This is a genomic window from Pirellulaceae bacterium, from assembly GCA_029243025.1.
Classification (GTDB): domain Bacteria; phylum Planctomycetota; class Planctomycetia; order Pirellulales; family Pirellulaceae.
The window spans coordinates 79,366-95,465 of the sequence record JAQWSU010000051.1 but is presented as its reverse complement, the minus strand read 5'-3'; the positions used below and the strand labels follow the sequence as shown (position 1 = coordinate 95,465).

The 16,100-nt window shown below is 52.9% G+C and carries 13 protein-coding genes; 9 read left to right on the top strand and 4 right to left on the bottom strand.

The genetic code is table 11. From position 1 onward, the window contains the following. The first annotated feature begins 117 nt into the window (after positions 1 to 117). Complete coding sequence (locus P8N76_25125; GenBank protein MDG2384978.1) at positions 118 to 1,131, top strand: sugar phosphate isomerase/epimerase; 1,014 nt, start codon at positions 118 to 120, stop codon at positions 1,129 to 1,131. Positions 1,132 to 1,328: 197 nt separating this feature from the next. On the opposite strand, the gene P8N76_25120 is transcribed toward P8N76_25125, so the two are convergent. Further along, the gene (locus P8N76_25120; protein MDG2384977.1) at positions 1,329 to 2,390 is read right to left on the bottom strand and encodes an FHA domain-containing protein; all 1,062 of its coding nucleotides are present in this window, start codon (positions 2,388 to 2,390) and stop codon (positions 1,329 to 1,331) included. Positions 2,391 to 3,059: 669 nt separating this feature from the next. Between P8N76_25120 and P8N76_25115 the strand changes: the two genes are divergently transcribed. After that, a complete protein-coding gene (locus P8N76_25115; protein MDG2384976.1) occupies positions 3,060 to 3,500 on the top strand; it encodes a TraR/DksA family transcriptional regulator in 441 nt (146 codons plus the stop codon). A 63-nt stretch (positions 3,501 to 3,563) separates the two neighbouring features. Further along, the gene (locus P8N76_25110; GenBank protein MDG2384975.1) at positions 3,564 to 4,760 is read left to right on the top strand and encodes a trypsin-like peptidase domain-containing protein; all 1,197 of its coding nucleotides are present in this window, start codon (positions 3,564 to 3,566) and stop codon (positions 4,758 to 4,760) included. A 42-nt stretch (positions 4,761 to 4,802) separates the two neighbouring features. Here the strand turns inward: P8N76_25110 and P8N76_25105 are convergent, their stop codons facing one another. Then, on the bottom strand, positions 4,803 to 5,747 hold the full coding sequence (locus tag P8N76_25105) for a nucleoside hydrolase (GenBank protein MDG2384974.1): 945 nt from the start codon (positions 5,745 to 5,747) through the stop codon (positions 4,803 to 4,805). A gap of 231 nt (positions 5,748 to 5,978) precedes the next feature. Here P8N76_25105 and trpD point away from each other — a divergent pair, with 231 nt between their 5' ends. The 5 genes from trpD to trmB all read left to right on the top strand — a co-directional run bounded on the left by trpD (position 5,979) and on the right by trmB (position 11,065). Then, a complete protein-coding gene (gene trpD / locus P8N76_25100) occupies positions 5,979 to 6,992 on the top strand; it encodes an anthranilate phosphoribosyltransferase (protein ID MDG2384973.1) in 1,014 nt (337 codons plus the stop codon). Between the two features lie 131 nt (positions 6,993 to 7,123). Then, complete coding sequence (locus P8N76_25095) at positions 7,124 to 8,071, top strand: MMPL family transporter (protein MDG2384972.1); 948 nt, start codon at positions 7,124 to 7,126, stop codon at positions 8,069 to 8,071. 308 nt (positions 8,072 to 8,379) lie between these two features. Further along, positions 8,380 to 9,189, top strand: coding sequence for a hypothetical protein (locus tag P8N76_25090; GenBank protein ID MDG2384971.1), 810 nt, complete (start codon positions 8,380 to 8,382; stop codon positions 9,187 to 9,189). A 630-nt stretch (positions 9,190 to 9,819) separates the two neighbouring features. Next, entirely contained in the window at positions 9,820 to 10,344 is a 525-nt protein-coding gene (locus P8N76_25085) for a beta-hydroxyacyl-ACP dehydratase (protein MDG2384970.1), read from the top strand. 64 nt (positions 10,345 to 10,408) lie between these two features. Continuing rightward, positions 10,409 to 11,065, top strand: a complete 657-nt coding sequence (gene trmB / locus P8N76_25080; protein MDG2384969.1) for a tRNA (guanosine(46)-N7)-methyltransferase TrmB — start codon at positions 10,409 to 10,411, stop codon at positions 11,063 to 11,065. 18 nt (positions 11,066 to 11,083) lie between these two features. Here the strand turns inward: trmB and P8N76_25075 are convergent, their stop codons facing one another. Further along, positions 11,084 to 12,679, bottom strand: coding sequence for an amidophosphoribosyltransferase (locus P8N76_25075; protein ID MDG2384968.1), 1,596 nt, complete (start codon positions 12,677 to 12,679; stop codon positions 11,084 to 11,086). 385 nt (positions 12,680 to 13,064) lie between these two features. On the opposite strand from P8N76_25075, the gene proB reads away from it, so the two are divergent. After that, entirely contained in the window at positions 13,065 to 14,213 is a 1,149-nt protein-coding gene (proB, locus tag P8N76_25070) for a glutamate 5-kinase (protein ID MDG2384967.1), read from the top strand. 7 nt (positions 14,214 to 14,220) lie between these two features. On the opposite strand, the gene sppA is transcribed toward proB, so the two are convergent. After that, positions 14,221 to 16,047: a signal peptide peptidase SppA gene (gene sppA / locus P8N76_25065; protein ID MDG2384966.1), complete on the bottom strand. Its 1,827-nt coding sequence runs from the start codon at positions 16,045 to 16,047 to the stop codon at positions 14,221 to 14,223. Positions 16,048 to 16,100 lie beyond the last annotated feature (53 nt).

Here is a 16,100-nt window from a genome sequence, read left to right as displayed (position 1 = left end):
CGACGGCGAAACCTCGTCGTTGCACCCTCGTCTAATGCCCTTGTCACGGTGTTCGCACAGCGAGACAATGGTCGGATCCAGTTACTAGTCAACGTCATCATCGATGAGAAAACAGATATGCCCGACAATCCTAAGGTCCTGTTGACTGGCTTCGCGGACGAAGCAGCAAATCAAAAGACGGCGGAACAGCAGTTCGCAGCATTTGCGGCAATTGGACTGCAGTATTACAGCATTCGCTTCATCGATGTCGGCAATGGCATTAAAAACGTCATGGAACTCACCAAGTCCGAAATCAGTAAAGTTCGACACCTGCAAGATGAGTACGGACTCAACGTTTCGTCGGTCGGTTCACCCATCGGCAAGGTAAAGCTTAATGACGTTGACGATGGGTCGAAAAACAAATTCGTCCCGTTCAAACGCTATCTAAGCAAGGACGTCAAGAAAGCCTGTGAAATTGCGCACGCGCTGGAAACGAAATTGATCCGTGGATTTTCCTTTTACCACCCACGCGACACACCTGCGGAAGAGCATATCCCACAGGTTGTCGATCAACTCGGACAAATTGCCGAATCCTGCCATCGTAGCGACCTAACGTTTGGTCTCGAAATCGAAGCAAATCTCGTGGGACAAACCGGCCAGATTCTTGCTGAAATCCATCGCAAGGTGAACCACCCCGCACTGGTGTTAATCTTTGATGCAGGCAACATTATCACGCAAGGCTTCACCCCCGCCGAAGTCTTTGACCAGTATCTCGCGATGAAGCCAGGACTCGGCTGGATCCACGTGAAAGACTATCGACATCCCAAGCCAACTCATCGCACAACGCATGTCGATGAAGAAACGCTCAAACATTTTGTACCGGCTGATCTGGGTGAAAGCGCTCACGAGGCGATCTTTCGCGACTTCCGCGATCACATTCCCAAACTCGAACGAAAACTCCGTCGCCGAGGAATTCCCGGCGTCTTTCTCGATTTGGAACCCCACGTAAAAGGCGGTGGTCAATTTGGCGGGTTCAGCGGACCAGATGGGATGGGAGTCGCCTTGCGCGGCCTCTGCAAGGTGCTCGACTATACGGCCATCGACTACCATCTGCGCGATTTCCAGGATATTCGTGACTCCCGCGGCTTCTAAGTTCGCTCACTGCAAATCGTCGTCGTATTGGGGGCCGTTCGTGATCTCGTCTGCCGCTGTCGACTGGAAATCTTGCTAGCCGCATCGGTTGAATCGTTAGAACCAACCCATTGCAAGAGCGTGAACCGTGTCGAGCGTGACAAGCCAGCCAGTTGCGATGCGACAGATTGACAAGTTGGTGGGGAAACGGACGAATCCTATTCCTCGGATGGCTCTTCGGTGTTTTTCGAGAATTCGTTGACTCGCTTCAAAAGACGGTGAAGATATTCACTCATCTCTTCTGTCTCTTTCCGCTCAACAGGCAACGAGCTTTCTGCGGCGTGTTCACCCACGCTTGACCGGCCATGTTCCGATCCATTTCTGCCTGGCAAAGACGACAAAGCCTCACGTGATGAATCGCTGGGGTGAATCCCACGATCTCGTACCGACGGATCGTGGGGGAACACGGTGAAGTCACCTGCCGCCAAGTCAACGCTGCACTTGCCTGGAATTCCACCCACGCGCGGTTCCGAATCCTGTACCTCGCAAATCATTCGAGCGAATCTTGCGAGCGCCCTCTCAGCAGACAATCTTGCCTGCTGCGCCAATTCAAACCGCTGCTTCACGAGTTCCAACTCGGATAGTAAGGCGCCATCTTGCGAACCGTTGTGGGACTCTAAATTGATCGCATGTTGAGTTACCCGATTACTTTTCAGCAACCGAGTTAACTCACCTTCCTGTCGCAACAGACTTTGTTCGAGACGTTTGGATTCAGCCTGAATCGCTTGCAGCGGCCGAGAGAAATTTTCCTCCCTGTGATAATTTGGCTGTTTTGAGTTTGCCAAAGAAGACAAAGAGTGGAGACTGACTCGGTTCGAGCGATGAGGAATTCGCTCGACAAAGGCGTCTGCAGGTTCGGAGATCAATTCGAGTTCCACCGATCCAATGGACAAATAATCTCCAGGATGCAAATACGCCTCGGTGAACTCGTGACCATTCAACTTAGCCGGAGACGCCCAACGACGAACAACAGTGCCCATCTTGCCTCGAACAATCACACAGTGCATCGGCTCGACATTCGGTGCCTGTAGCCGAAGCGTACAACCGGATGCTGAACCGATTGAACAAAGCTGGCTTCCAATCCGAAAAACACGTCCATGATGCTGGCCGGTATGAATTTGAAAGCAGAGCCCGCGAGAGCTAGGCTGGGGCGAGGTGGAAATGATTGCGGGCAATTTGCTCGTAGAAAAATCGGACAAAACGTTCAAGGCTGACAACACTCGGCTGCTTTAATTCGCGAATAAAAAGGAGGCTTTGCAAATCTCGACCCGACGTTGAATCGAACGTCCCCCTTCAGTCATTCAGTTCACAGCTACGATTTACGTCATGAAAACGATGGCGTCAAACTCTTTAACAGCCTGATGTTGAGTGCATCCAACCGGCTCCGATCGCTAGGTCTACAATTCGCATCGATCTCGGGAATTTTGATAGCCAGCCTAAAAAGGCTAGATGTCACTGCCGGTTTTGTCGATTATCCGATAGCGGCCTCGGGGCGCTTTTGTGTCGAACGGTCGAATGAGCAGTTTTCAAGGCTTTTGTCGCGTCGAAATGGTAGCAATTCAAAACCACAGAGTGTCGACAAACATTTCAAATCATTTCCACAAGAAGCGAATTGAAGCCGGATCAACCGCCGTAACACGAGTCTTGGCAAGACGTTACCGCCACGCAGCCGGGCGTCAAACCCGAGTTTAAGGATGGGTTCGGTTTTTCCAACCCCACTCGCGAAGCAAGCGTACTATAGTTTGGTTGCCGACGAGCTCAGCGAGCTAAAATCGGAACACGGATTACACTTCGGAACGAGGCTTTTACAGGCAGTTCGAGCGACAAACTGAAGGGGGGCATTCAACCTTCAGCCAAGCTTGTTCGAACAGACAGAGGTTGAAGTAAACATGGCACGCAAAGACGCAATGACGAATCTTCGCGAGGTGCTGATTGTACGTCGTGATGCGCTCCGCAGAGCACTGGCTGGTGATCTGAGTCTCCTCAAAGAACTGCGAGAACAGACATCAGGTGACGTTGTCGATTTCGCACTCGACTCGGCACAGGACGAAATCAACTCGCAGCTGGCCGAGGTCGAAAGTCGCGAACTCGCGAACATCGAAACCGCGCTCGAAAAGATGCGAGACGGATCGTACGGCAAATGTGATGGATGTGCTACGAACATCCCCGTCATCCGACTTCAGGCTCTCCCGTATGCGACCTATTGCATCCAATGCCAACAGGAATTGGAAAAGACGGGTGAGTTACCCACGCCGAACCCAAATCTGGGAAACATTCTAAATTCGGGTGACGACCCAGTAATCAATGATGTCGAAGTCGACATTTCCTGACCGCATTTCGAGTTCACTGCCGGCTGAGAATGGATCCAGCCGTGAGACACGGAGGTTTACGGCATGCTCTTTGTGCGTCTGAGATGGTTCAAATTATTATTCGCCGCCACGACTTTCACCGCGTGCGGCATGGCAACAGTGTGCAGCATCGCACCCGCGTCGGCTCAAACGGTGGCTCTCAAACCGCGAAGTGCTCCGCGAGTTGTGGAACAAGCAACCGTCGACAACAGTCGGGATAAACTGTACGAAGAAGTTGCTGCTGAGTACGCTCTTGTCAAGAGTCAGGGAAACCTTCTCAAGAAGGTGGTTCAGCTCGTCAAGCCAACCGTCGTCCACATCGAGTCGTACAAGACGGAAGTCAGCGATGGGCAATTCGGTTCCCAGCCAACCATCGAAGAGGCTGGCTCTGGCATCATCATCAAGTTGAATCGCGAGTTTTTCGTGATCACCAATCGGCACGTGATTGCTGATACTTCGCTCGAAAACATCAAGGTACGACTGAGTGACGGCCGTCATCTCCGCCCCCTAAAGACCTGGACGGATGCAGACACGGACGTGGCAGTGATCCGGGTCCGTGGTGAAAATATTGTTTCCGCCCGCCTCGGTAATAGCGATCAAGTAGAAATCGGTGATTTCGTTGTCGCAGTGGGTAGCCCGTTTGGTTTAAGTCATTCTGTGACTTACGGAATCATCAGTGCCAAGGGCCGGCGCGATCTCGAATTAGGGACCGAAAATGTTCGTCTCCAGGATTTCCTACAGACCGATGCGGCAATCAACCCAGGCAACAGCGGCGGTCCGCTTCTCAACCTGAGGGGTGAAGTCATCGGCATCAACACGGCCATCGCCAGTAACTCTGGCGGAAACGAAGGTGTCAGCTTTGCGATTCCAATCCGGCTGGTGATGTTCGTTGCCGAGCAATTGATCGTCTACGGGGAGGTCAGCCATGCTTATTTGGGCGTCCAATTGGATGGCGAATACTCGCTAGAAAAAGCTCAACGACTCGGCCTCGATCGAGTTCGAGGAGCCTTAGTCAAAGGGGTGACTCCAAGGTCTCCCGCCTTTTTCTCCAACCTTCAAGTGGATGACCTCATCACCACTTACGACGGAATCTTTATCGAAGACGATGACCATTTAGTCAATTTGGTTAGTATGACGCCGATCAACCAAACGGTTTCCATCGATGTTGTGCGGAACACCAAACTGGTAAAATTAAATGTCAAAGTTGCCAACCGTCGGCATTTCGAACCCGTCAACCGGTGAGCCACCGGCAATCAATAAGTAACCGTGCTGGTACGTTTGAAGCTAGGCGGTTTGCTGGCCGGCGTACTTCAAGCCTCGCTCGATAGCAGCTTGAACTTCGATGAGATCCAAATCCACCACGACATCCATGTTAATTCGCCAGTCGGGTCGTGGACGTCGGTCAAAGATTGTTGTCCCGCGAGTCAGTTCACCTTGCGTTTCGACATCTCCCGCCATTTCTTCGGTGCGAAACAGCTCAGGTTGGAGTGCGAAGACGAGGGAGACGGCGTCATGCAAATGAATACCTTCGAGCCCTAGTTGTTGCCGATAAGCACGAAAGGCGTAAGGCACCACATGATGGAGCAATTTCCCAGCTCGTGTTTCACCGTGCGGCAGTCGATCGACCAGATCGAAGGGAAACATCAGCCGACGCGTTACGTCCAACGGGACGAGCGTTTTGGTGATGGGTGAGTGAAACACGGCCCGTGCTGCCTCTGGATCGGAATAGATATTGCGCTCGGCCGCAGGAGTCACATTGCCGATGCCCTCAACACTGCCTCCCGTCATGATGATTTGATCGATCATCGTCGTCAAATCCGGATCGCGACTGATCGCGCGAGCAATATTCGTCAGCGGCCCTAAGGCAACAATTGTCAATTCTCCCGGTTCATTGCGAACCGCATCGGCAATCACCTTGTCGGACGGGTGTTGATGATGCAACTCCGATATCGAAACGTCTAGATTCCCTAAGCCATCAGCACCATGCAGATCCGTTGTATCAACCGATGATGTTGCACTCGACTCGCGACCCATTCCTAGTCGCGGCCAGCGGGGCGGGTCGAGCATTTCAATGACGGTCTGCACATTCCGACTGGACTGACGCGCGTCGACATTGCCCGCCGTCGCCGTGATGGCCACGACTTCGAATCTGGGATCGAACAATGCCATGCAAAGGGCAACCGCATCGTCGATCCCCGGGTCACAATCGATAATAACTCGTCGAGGCATCGGGCTGAAACTCAATAGATGAATAGAATTAAGAGACTATACCGGTTAATCACGATTGTAGATTTGGGACTACCGTGCAACAAGGCTAATCGAAATCGGTAAAAAAACGGCTTCGACACGATCAGCGTGGTCTGACCTGCGATCGGCTGCTAGAATCTGGGCAATTCAGGTAATTCAATGATCCCCTGCTTTCAATCCTGACACCCTATCGCTGGACAGGACCCCCCCTTCATGACAAGTGAAATCCTTGGCCGCGTTTCCGGCGGCGAAAATTTATCCATGGAAGAGATGTCATCCGCTATTCATGCGATCATGCAGGGCAGCTGGCAAGAAGAACAGATTGCACTCCTGCTGACCGCTCTTCATCAAAAGGGCGAAACCGTAGATGAAATCGCTGGAGCCGCCGAGGCTCTACGGCGGAACATGACACCGATTCGCTCAACTCGTCCACGTTTGCTAGATACATGCGGAACGGGCGGCGACGCATCAGGCACATTCAACATTAGTACTGCGGCAGCGATTGTCACCGCGGCAGCTGACGTCGCTGTTGCAAAACACGGCAATCGGGGTATGACCAGCAAGACGGGTTCAGCCGATGTGCTCGCAGAGCTGGGTGTCAATATTGAGGCCACCGTCGCGCAATCTGAGCGATGTTTGGAAGAGGCTGGAATCTGTTTCTGTTTCGCCCCGCTGATGCATCAGTCGATGCGTCACGTGGCCGCTGTCCGGAAAAAACTGGGAATTCGTACGATTTTCAATCTTTTGGGACCGCTTTGTAATCCGGCCAACGCTCAGTTTCAGTTACTAGGGGTGGGCAAGCCCGAACTTCGCCCCTTACTCGCCAACGCTCTCGAACGACTGGGTACAGAACGATCCGTGGTCGTTTGTGGCTCGGATGGTCTGGATGAAGTCACACTGACTGGGGCCACTGACTGTACAGAAATCACCAAGAGCACGGTTCATGACTTCCGTTGGACACCCGACCAATTCGGGTTGGAAGTCTGCACGGACAAATCGTCAATGCTGGTTAATTCCCCTGCTGACAGCGCTGAAATCATCCGCAAGGTCTTCAATAACACGGCGGGGCCGGCTCGAGATATCGTTGCAATCAACGCCGCGGCCGCACTCTGGACGGCGAACATGAACGAGTCACCGGCAAGCTGCACGCAGCTTGCGATGGACGCAATTACGAGTGGTGCAGCCCTTGAGAAGCTTCGTCATTTGGCTGAATTGAGTCACGCATAACCCTGCTATGAGTCCCTTCGCATGCAGCACAGTCACCGGCTGCAAGCCGTTTTGATTCGCAACCTCACGCGGCTGGCAATTTCTTGTCCGGTCGTGGTGACACTTTGCTGGCGCTCGGCTGCGTATTCTTCATGATGCAGCGACTTGAATTCAGCACCAAGCGAACCGCCTTGCTCGGACCTGGTAGCGAGTCTCAACAAGATTGGCTCGACTTCACGCACCAATTCGATGCGACTGACAACGTGCTCGTGGTCGTGGAAGGCTCTGATCCGTCGATGATTTGCGATGCGCTGGATGACATCGGGCAGCAACTGCTTGAGCAACCCGATCTCTTTCGCAACGTTCACTACAAAATTGCCACAGCCCAATTCAGCCGAAAGGGGTTGTATTACCTTTCGGTGGCAGAGCGCAATTCACTTGAAGAATCATTGATTCAGGCCATTCCCTTACTCACTCACGAAGCCGAGTCCGCCAATGCTCAACTGTTTTGGCAACTTGTCACCGTCGCGGCGACCACCCCGGATCAATACGAGTCGCCTTGGCCGTTTGCAAAAATAGCTCACGATCTGCAAGCTCGCTTGCTAACTTACACGCTCTCCAACGACAACAAACGCGGACTAATCGCGTTTCATCTGGTCAACCCTGCCCAGCAGTTCGCGTCAGGACAACAATCCATTACGAAACTGCGAAAAATAGCGATGACAACCTCTAAAAAACACTCTGGTATTGAAATCGGAGTGACAGGTCTACCCGTGATCGAATTTGACGAGATGTCAACAAGCGAAGCTGACATGACGAAAGCAAGTATCGTTTCGCTTGTTTTGGTGTCCCTTCTTTTCTGGGCAGGATTTGGCAAACTTCGATATCCGGCATTTGCAATCACAGCCCTGCTGGTCGGAATCACGTGGACCTGTGGTTATCTCACCCTTACGCTGGGCCGTCTCAGCATTCTGAGCGTATCTTTCGGTGTAATTCTATCGGGCTTGGAGTTGACTTCGCGATTCATTACGTCACTCGCTACCTCGCGCTGCGGAGGACTTACAAAGACTCATCAACCACCTTGCTGCAAACCTCACTGACCATCGGTCCCACAATTCTGACGGCGGGCGTCACAACCGCCCTCGCCTTTTTCACAACCGGTCTTACCGAGTTCTTGGGAGTCGCCAAATTGAGCATCATCGCTGGCGGATAAATCCTGCTTTGCGTGTTAGCAACGCTGCTCGTGCTTCCAGCTCTCTTGCGTCTTGACCGTCGCCCCTACGAGCCGCCGCGATGCAATCTGCAAAGAATTGCATCGAGAACGCTTCGACCATGCTGGAAAAATTCTCAACAAACGGTCGCGTAGGGGATCATTTTGACGATCCTGCTGACCCTAGGGATTTCTCGCTTGCGATATGATCACAACTTGCTGAATCTGCAAGCAGCAGGCCTCGAAAGTGTTGCTTGGGAACATCGTCTGATTGCAAGCGCCAAGCAAAGTGTTTGGCATGCGATTTCAATCGCCACAGATCGGGATGACTTAGCGCGTCGGCGAAATGCGTTCAGCAAGCTTGATTCGGTCGAACGAGTCGAAGACTTGTCCGAATTGATTCCCCATGCCACCGATCAAAAGCAAACGATCATCAAGAGAATCTCCCACCGACTTGCTGCAGTCAACCAATCGCCCCCTTTCAGCTCAATCGACTTTCCTCACCCCGTGACCGATCCCTTGGAGCGGGTCCCCAACGCCGACTTGCTTCCCGATCTCCAGCAAACACCCCAATCGCAACAACGGCTCCAACAAGCGAGCAATTCGGTTCTCAAAGATCGCTGGCAGCAACTGACAAGCTTGCAAGCCGTTTCATCGTTCGAGCTCCCGACCATTTCCGATCTGCCTGAAAGCCTGCGAGCTCGCTTCGTTGGACATCAAGGAGAACGTCTGCTGCGGGTCTACGCCAAAGGAAACATCTGGGACCCCGAGGCTTTAGAAGAATTTATCACCCAAATTAAGTCGGTGGACCCGTCAGCAACAGGACAACCGATGCAAAATCACCATGGGTCCCACCAAATGAAGCGTAGCTATATTCAAGCAGCAGCCTATTCGAGTTTTGCTGTCTTGCTGGTGTTATGGTGGGATCTGCGCCGCCCGACTCTGATTCTGTTGGCGGCTCCCCTCACTTTGTTCGGCCTACTGCAACTGTTCGGTCTGATGGGCTAGCTGCAAATCCCGCTGAATCCGGCCAACATTATCGTGTTGCCGCTACTTGTCGACATCGGAATCGACGATGGAGTCCACGTGGTTCACGACTGGCAACAACAGCAAGGCGTGCTCTCGATACGACCGGCGACGGCCCACGGGATCATCATGACATCACTGACGTCAATGATTGGTTTCGGGAGTCTTATGCTCGCACAACACGAAGGGCTTCGCTCGCTGGGACGGGTGGTAACGCTCGGAGTAAGCTGTTGCCTCCTGACTTCCCTTGTTTGGCTTCCAGCACTGATGCATCGATTGTCGCAGCGGGCCTCCTCGCGAACCGATCTCTTCCGCAACACTTAACAGCACTAGGAGTTAGGACGATTCCTCTGAGACCAAGGGGAAATCTCCAGCCATCGCTCGGGCTTCTCAATACGAAAGCAAAATGTTATCCTGCGGAATTGAATTTCTGTCGCTCGACACGCTTAGGAGACAAAGATGAGCAAACCACGGCGCAAGATCAAGAAAGCGAATCACGGCAAGCGTCCCGCGAATGCGAAGGCCCGCAAATCGAAGCGAAAGATCACCAAGACTTAGTTTTGTTATCGGATTCGTTTCACGACTGTCGCAGATGCCAGCAAGGGGAAAGATTTGAACTCCAAGGATTTTCTATTCGATCTGTCGGCGATTGATCTGAACCATGTGACTGCCGATATCGAAGTGATTCGTCGTTACAACCCCCAGCGTTTTGAAATGGAGCAGTTGTCGGGGATCATTCACGAAAACACTGAGAATCACACTTGCTTGGGATTCCGTGACACGACGGAAAAAGAATTTTGGGCAAGAGGCCATATGCCTGGCATGCCATTGATGCCTGGCGTGATCATGTGTGAAGCGGCAGCCCAGCTGGCTTCGTACTACACGCAAAAGCATGACCTCTTGGGAAGCGAGATGGTCGGCTTTGGCGGTTTAGAGGGTGTGCGATTTCGGGATCCCGTCATTCCCGGAGATCGGCTGTTGATTATGACGATGCTCGTCAAGGTACGACGAGGCCGCATGATCGTCTGTCGCTTTCAGGGCGCGGTCAAAGATCGCATCGTGGTCGATGGCACGATCAAGGGGATTCCGCTTCCGATTGCCGCATTGGAAGGAGCCATCCGCGATCGTCAAGGTTAGGTAACGACGAAGCCACCTTGCTTGGCTTCAATGTTCGCGACGCGGACCGCATTCGGTCAAGCATATGGGACGTCGAGCACTGCGTAAGATTGATGCGGATCTGGATCTTTCCTGGCACTTGCGCGAATTTGATTCGTTAACGGCCCCCTTCATGCCCGCCGAGATGTTTCAACACGACGCTCCTCTGGAAGTGGAAGTTGGCTGCGGCAAGGGGCTGTTCATGTCAACCGCATCGGGTGATTTACCAGATCGCAACTTTATCGGCATTGAAATCGCCCGCAAATACGCGAGTTTTGCCGCAGCTCGACTCGCGAAAGCTGCCCGTGACAATGCTTTTTTGATTCACGGCGACGCGCAAAAGTTCTTCCACGACCACCTGTCCTCGGAAAGTTTGGACGCGGTGCATGTCTACTTTCCAGACCCTTGGTGGAAAAAACGCCATCGCAAGCGTCGAATCATGAATGAAGCATTCCTCTTGGATGTTTATCGAGTACTAAAGGCGGACGGACGCCTGCACTTCTGGACGGACGTCAAAGAGTATTTCGATGAAGCCTTGGAACTCATGCGCGAAAAGATTCCGCTCAGTGGCCCACAGCACGTCGAAGAAAAGGCTTCCGCTCACAACCTCGATTATCGCACCCACTTTGAACGCCGCATGCGACTGCACAACGAGCCAGTCTATCGCTCAGAATTCTCCAAGACGGTCCGCGAGACGCTTTAACTCGCAGCAAACTGATCTTTAGCTGCGGACTCCTTCGCCAAGCTCGTAAGTTCGTCTTTCGCTCGACTCTTCGCCTGACTCCTGCAGTGAAATTTGATAAAGTGTCTGTCCGCAAGCCGTCGGATACTCACCGGTGATACAAGCTTGGCACAGTTCAGTATCGGGTCTTTCAATGGCTTGGGCGATGGCCTTTACAGGTAGATAACGCAGCGAATCGGCCCCCAGGCTATCCGCCATCTGTTGATGGACTTCATCCGACAGCCGTAAATCTCCATTAAGAAAACGCGGCGCAAATAACTCATCCACAGTCGACATGTCGATACCGTAAAAACAGGGAGCCACAATCGGCGGACAAGCGACTCGAACGTGAATCTCGGCAGCGCCTTCACTGCGAATGCGGTCCAGGAGCACCTTCATCGTTGTTGAACGAACGATCGAATCCTCAACCAGTAAAACCCGTTTCCCCTCCAGCACCTGTCGCAACGGCGTGTATTTGATTTTCGCGGCCTGCTGGCGACCATTGCTACCTTCGATGAAGGTACGGCCGGAGTATCGATTACGAATGAGACCTTCGCGACAAGGAATCTTCAGATGAAATGCCATGGAGTCGGCTGCCGCCTTACTCGTGTCGGGAACAGGCACGATAATGGTATTTTCGTCGAGAGGCACTTTGCCTTCCTCGCGTTCCAATCGGGCCAATTCTTCGCCGAGGGCGGTCCGAGAAAGATAGACACTTCGATCATCCAGGGTGCTCGCCACGTTGGCAAAATAGATCCATTCAAAGAAACAGTGGGCCCGGCCCGGGCTGTCTGCAAAACGCTCGATCTTTATTTCACCATCCGAGATCACGACAGCCGTACCCGGCTCGAGCGATTTGATGCTGTCGCGTTCAAACCCAAGATTCAACAAGGCAACACTTTCACTCGCGGCTGCAAACAATGGTCCGTCGATCGCATAACACATTGGCTTGATCCCTAACGGATCGCGTGCAACCAACATTTGCCCACAGGCGTTGAGCAGTGCAAGACAGTAAGCTCCATCAAAGCGTTGCGCCACATTTCGCATCACTTGGACCAAGTCATCTCGTGCATCTCCACTTAGTTCCCGACTAAGCTCGTGCATAATAATCTCGGTGTCGGTGTTTCTCGCTAAATGATGATCATCGTCGCGGAGCAATTGATCGCGTAAGTCACTGTAGTTTGCCAACTGGCCGTTGAAGGCAAAGCTAAACCATTTGTATTTCTGCAGATGATGGCGTTCAAATGGCTGGGCGTAACTGCGATCGTCTCGTCCGCAGGTCGCATATCGCACGTGTCCAATCGCCGCATTGCCACTGTATTCGGCCAGCAGGCTTTCCCGTTTCCCAGAATGCGACAGCCGAAAAACCTCGCTCACGGTTCCCACTTCTTTGTGAGTATCGATCAACTGATCGCGATCGGAGTTGTAGGTCGTCATCCCAGCCGCGAGTTGCCCACGGTTTTGGACATCCAACAACATTCGAGGCATGAGGCGAGTCACTTGAGATGGGCCGCCCTCAGGACATAATGAACTGACCGGGCCGTCCTTCAGGTGATAAATCGCAACCACGCCGCACTCATGGAAGATTTCACTCATCGATGAAAATCGCGCCCCCTAAGACTTAAATTCCCGTCCAACTTGGCGACAGCGTTTTTCCGGAGAATTTCGCCACCATCATTCCCCATGCTGAGATGAATCTCAGGTAGGAACCCCACGGGGTTCGGTCCCATTTTAGGCGGCCATGCGGTTTTCCTCAACCGAGCGTTTTGAACTACCTTTTTTAAGCAAGAAGGCTCCCCTCCAACGGGCGGCGACAAGAAACAACCTGAAGAGGCGATCCAACGGGTGAAGAAACCACATCGCTCTGTGTTGTCGAGTCGACACTTTCCCGGTAGTTTGTCGCGTTAGCCGTTCGCCCTGTCAGCCATGCGGGAACGTTTCCCCACAGCCGAACCGGCACGTCAAATCAGTGAGCTGAAACATGTCGGATTTAGTTCGTCAAGAAATCACCGCCGCAGCTTCCCGAATTGTCGTTAAAGTCGGTACTCGCGTGCTCACCCATGCAGACGGTCAGCTGAATGTGGAACGAATTGAAAGTTTGGCAGACCAGATTAATGGGATTGTGGAGGGTGGCCGCAAAGTCTTGCTGGTGAGCAGTGGTGCGGTAGGAGCCGGCATGTCGGAGTTGGGAATCACCCAGCGCCCCACCGATCTATCGCAACTGCAAGCCGTGGCCGCCATCGGCCAAACCAAACTCATCGAAGCCTACGACCAGACCTTTCATCGACATGGCTATCACGCGGCACAAGTGCTGCTAACCGCGGGTGATTTACACGATCGCACCAGCTATTTGAACGTGCGAAACACTTTACTGGCTTTGCTTGAAATGAAGGCAATCCCGATCGTCAATGAAAACGACACGGTAGCCGTCGACGAACTAATGACAACGTTTGGCGACAACGATCGCCTGGCTGCCTTGGTAACGAACCTTGTACAGGCTCCTTTGCTGGTGATTTTATCGGACATCGATGGTCTTTTTGATGGCCCACCGAAAAGCGACCAAACGTCGCTCGTCAGCACCGTTACCTGCATTAATGACAAAATCATGTCGTTTGCCCAAGACGCTGTCACGGGTCTAAGTAAGGGGGGAATGGCGAGCAAGTTACAGGCCGCCAAAATAGCAACTGTGGCGGGTGAAAACGTGATTCTGGCGAACGGCCACGAACCGGATATTCTGAGACGCGTGGCCGCCGGTGAATGTATCGGCACCGTGTTTCTTGCGGAAGGCAAGAGCGTTAGCCCATGGAAACGCTGGATCGGATTTTCAGCCCATCCACGTGGGAAAATTGTGCTAGATGACGGTGCTCGGCAAGCGGTCGTCTATCAAGGACGCAGCCTCCTTGCGATTGGCATCCTGGAAATTCATGGTGACTTCACCAAAGGCGACGTCGTTACTTTGCGCGATCGCCAGGGGCAGGAGTGGGCGCGGGGACTCACGAACTATTCCGATTCGGAGTTACGGAAAATCAAAGGCCTGCGAAGCAATCAGATTTTTGAAACTCTGGGACATTGTCCCTACGAGGAGGTCGTCCATCGGGACAACATGGTCTTAACCCCGAAAAACGGCTAGAGCTATTTCAGCGGATATCGACCCGATACGGCATCCAAAATAATAGTGGCTCTTCGAATAACCGTTGAATCCGTAAAAAGTCCGAAACGAACGGTCCCGCAAGCTTGACCATCTCGGGCGAAAGCCCGCTGACGGAACGACTCGTCACAGCCAGACTCGCGTTCGGTCCTTGGATCAACTGTTCAAGAAAACTCTTCGCTTTCGGCAGCAGGAGCAATTCAGATTTTGCATCTGCAGCGAGGCCACCTAATTGCTTCGCAGCCGCAATCGCATCGTCTAGAGTTCCAACTTGATCCACCAACCCTTTGGCCTGTGCTTGCCGACCAGTCCAAACGCGTCCACCCGCCAAAGAAGTGAGTCGCCCCAGCTCCATCTTACGCCCGGCTGCCGCTTTCGCCGTAAACTGCCGGTAAGTATCCTCCATCATGTGCTGAAAGGCTTGTCGTTCTGATGCCGAGAACGGCATCGAACCGGCAAAAATACCGCTATTCTTTCCACGGCTGATGACGTCGGTTGTGACTCCGAGCCTACCTAAAGCATTTTGCGTCGCGATTTTCCCACCGACCACGCCGATCGAACCGGTTAATGTGCCTGGTTCCGCGAAAACCTGCTGGCAGCCCATCGAGATGTAATACCCCCCACTGGCCGCTGTGTCCCCCATACTGGCGACGACCGGTTTCTTCATCGTCTGGATCTTTCGCCAAATCAAATCACTCGCCATCGCAGATCCACCGGGACTGTCGACCCGCAAAACGACCGACACCACAGAATCATCCTCCTCGGCCTCCTGGAGCGCAGCGACGATCGTATCGCTCCCCATGGTTTGCCCGCCGAGCAAATCCACTTGGCTGCCGCCCGAGTTAATCGCACCAACCGCATAAACGACTGCGATTTTTGGCTGTTTCGTTGCACGATTACTTTTCGTGGAGCCAGTCATCATCTCCATGAATTTGACCATCCCAAGCATGCCCGAAAAGTCGGTATCCACCTTCTTTCGTCCGTAATCTTTGACAATTTCAAGCTCCTTCACTTGGAGCGAATCCTGCAAATCCTGCAAGTATTCATCCTGATAGGCAACCTGATCGATGAGCCCCGCTTTGAGTGCTTCGGCCGGAGTAAACAGTCCTTGATCAACCAGTTGCTCGACCTGCTCTCGTTTGAAGTTGCGATCAATGGCAATCATATCGATCAGCTGATCGTAAAGATCATCCACCAACAGATCATACTGCTGGCGAAATGACTCGCTCATCCCATCGCGCGTCATCGGTTCTGCAGCACCCTTGAAGTCGCCGACTTGCATCATGTCAGCGCGAATCCCAAGTTTGTCCAACAGCTTTTTGTAGAACGTTATCTCGGCGCGAACGCCTGGAACTAACAGCATGCCCGACTCAGGCATCACGATGTGATCACAAGCACAAGCCAACAAATAATCGGCAGTTTGCGCGGATTCCAACGAGGCATATACCGGCTTACCCGACTGACGTACTTGCCGAATGGCCTGTCGCAACTCATTCAACTTGCCCCGGCCAATCGTCGGATTCCTGATTCGCAAGATAATCGCAGAAACTTGCTCATCCGTCGCCGCTCGATTGAGCCGATCAACCGTCGCCCGCAGATTGCTCTGTAACTCACCAAATAAGCCGGACGAGGCAACGGTTTCCGACATTGCCCCACGAAGGGCCAAGCTCACCACACTCGCCGATTTGGTTTGCTGTGCCTCGGCCGACGCATCGGTCGCCGTCGATTCGGTTGTTGGCTTCGCTTTCTCGCCTTCGCTCGCGAACACGGGGCTAAACAAGCAGCATGTCATCAACGACAAGCTCAAATAACGCATTTTTGAAAACTCCGAATCGCAGGGAGAGAGGACGAGAAGATTGACCGATTGTG

Bases quoted from the DNA above. Each gene is read 5' to 3' on its own strand.
- P8N76_25125 (MDG2384978.1), top strand. From the start codon at position 118: ATGCCCGACAATCCTAAGGTCCTGTTGACTGGCTTCGCGGACGAAGCA.
- P8N76_25115 (MDG2384976.1), top strand. From the start codon at position 3,060: ATGGCACGCAAAGACGCAATGACGAATCTTCGCGAGGTGCTGATTGTA.
- P8N76_25110 (MDG2384975.1), top strand. From the start codon at position 3,564: ATGCTCTTTGTGCGTCTGAGATGGTTCAAATTATTATTCGCCGCCACG.
- P8N76_25105 (MDG2384974.1), bottom strand. From the start codon at position 5,747: ATGCCTCGACGAGTTATTATCGATTGTGACCCGGGGATCGACGATGCG.
- trpD (MDG2384973.1), top strand. From the start codon at position 5,979: ATGACAAGTGAAATCCTTGGCCGCGTTTCCGGCGGCGAAAATTTATCC.
- P8N76_25095 (MDG2384972.1), top strand. From the start codon at position 7,124: ATGATGCAGCGACTTGAATTCAGCACCAAGCGAACCGCCTTGCTCGGA.
- trmB (MDG2384969.1), top strand. From the start codon at position 10,409: ATGGGACGTCGAGCACTGCGTAAGATTGATGCGGATCTGGATCTTTCC.
- P8N76_25075 (MDG2384968.1), bottom strand. From the start codon at position 12,679: ATGAGTGAAATCTTCCATGAGTGCGGCGTGGTTGCGATTTATCACCTG.
- proB (MDG2384967.1), top strand. From the start codon at position 13,065: ATGTCGGATTTAGTTCGTCAAGAAATCACCGCCGCAGCTTCCCGAATT.
- sppA (MDG2384966.1), bottom strand. From the start codon at position 16,047: ATGCGTTATTTGAGCTTGTCGTTGATGACATGCTGCTTGTTTAGCCCC.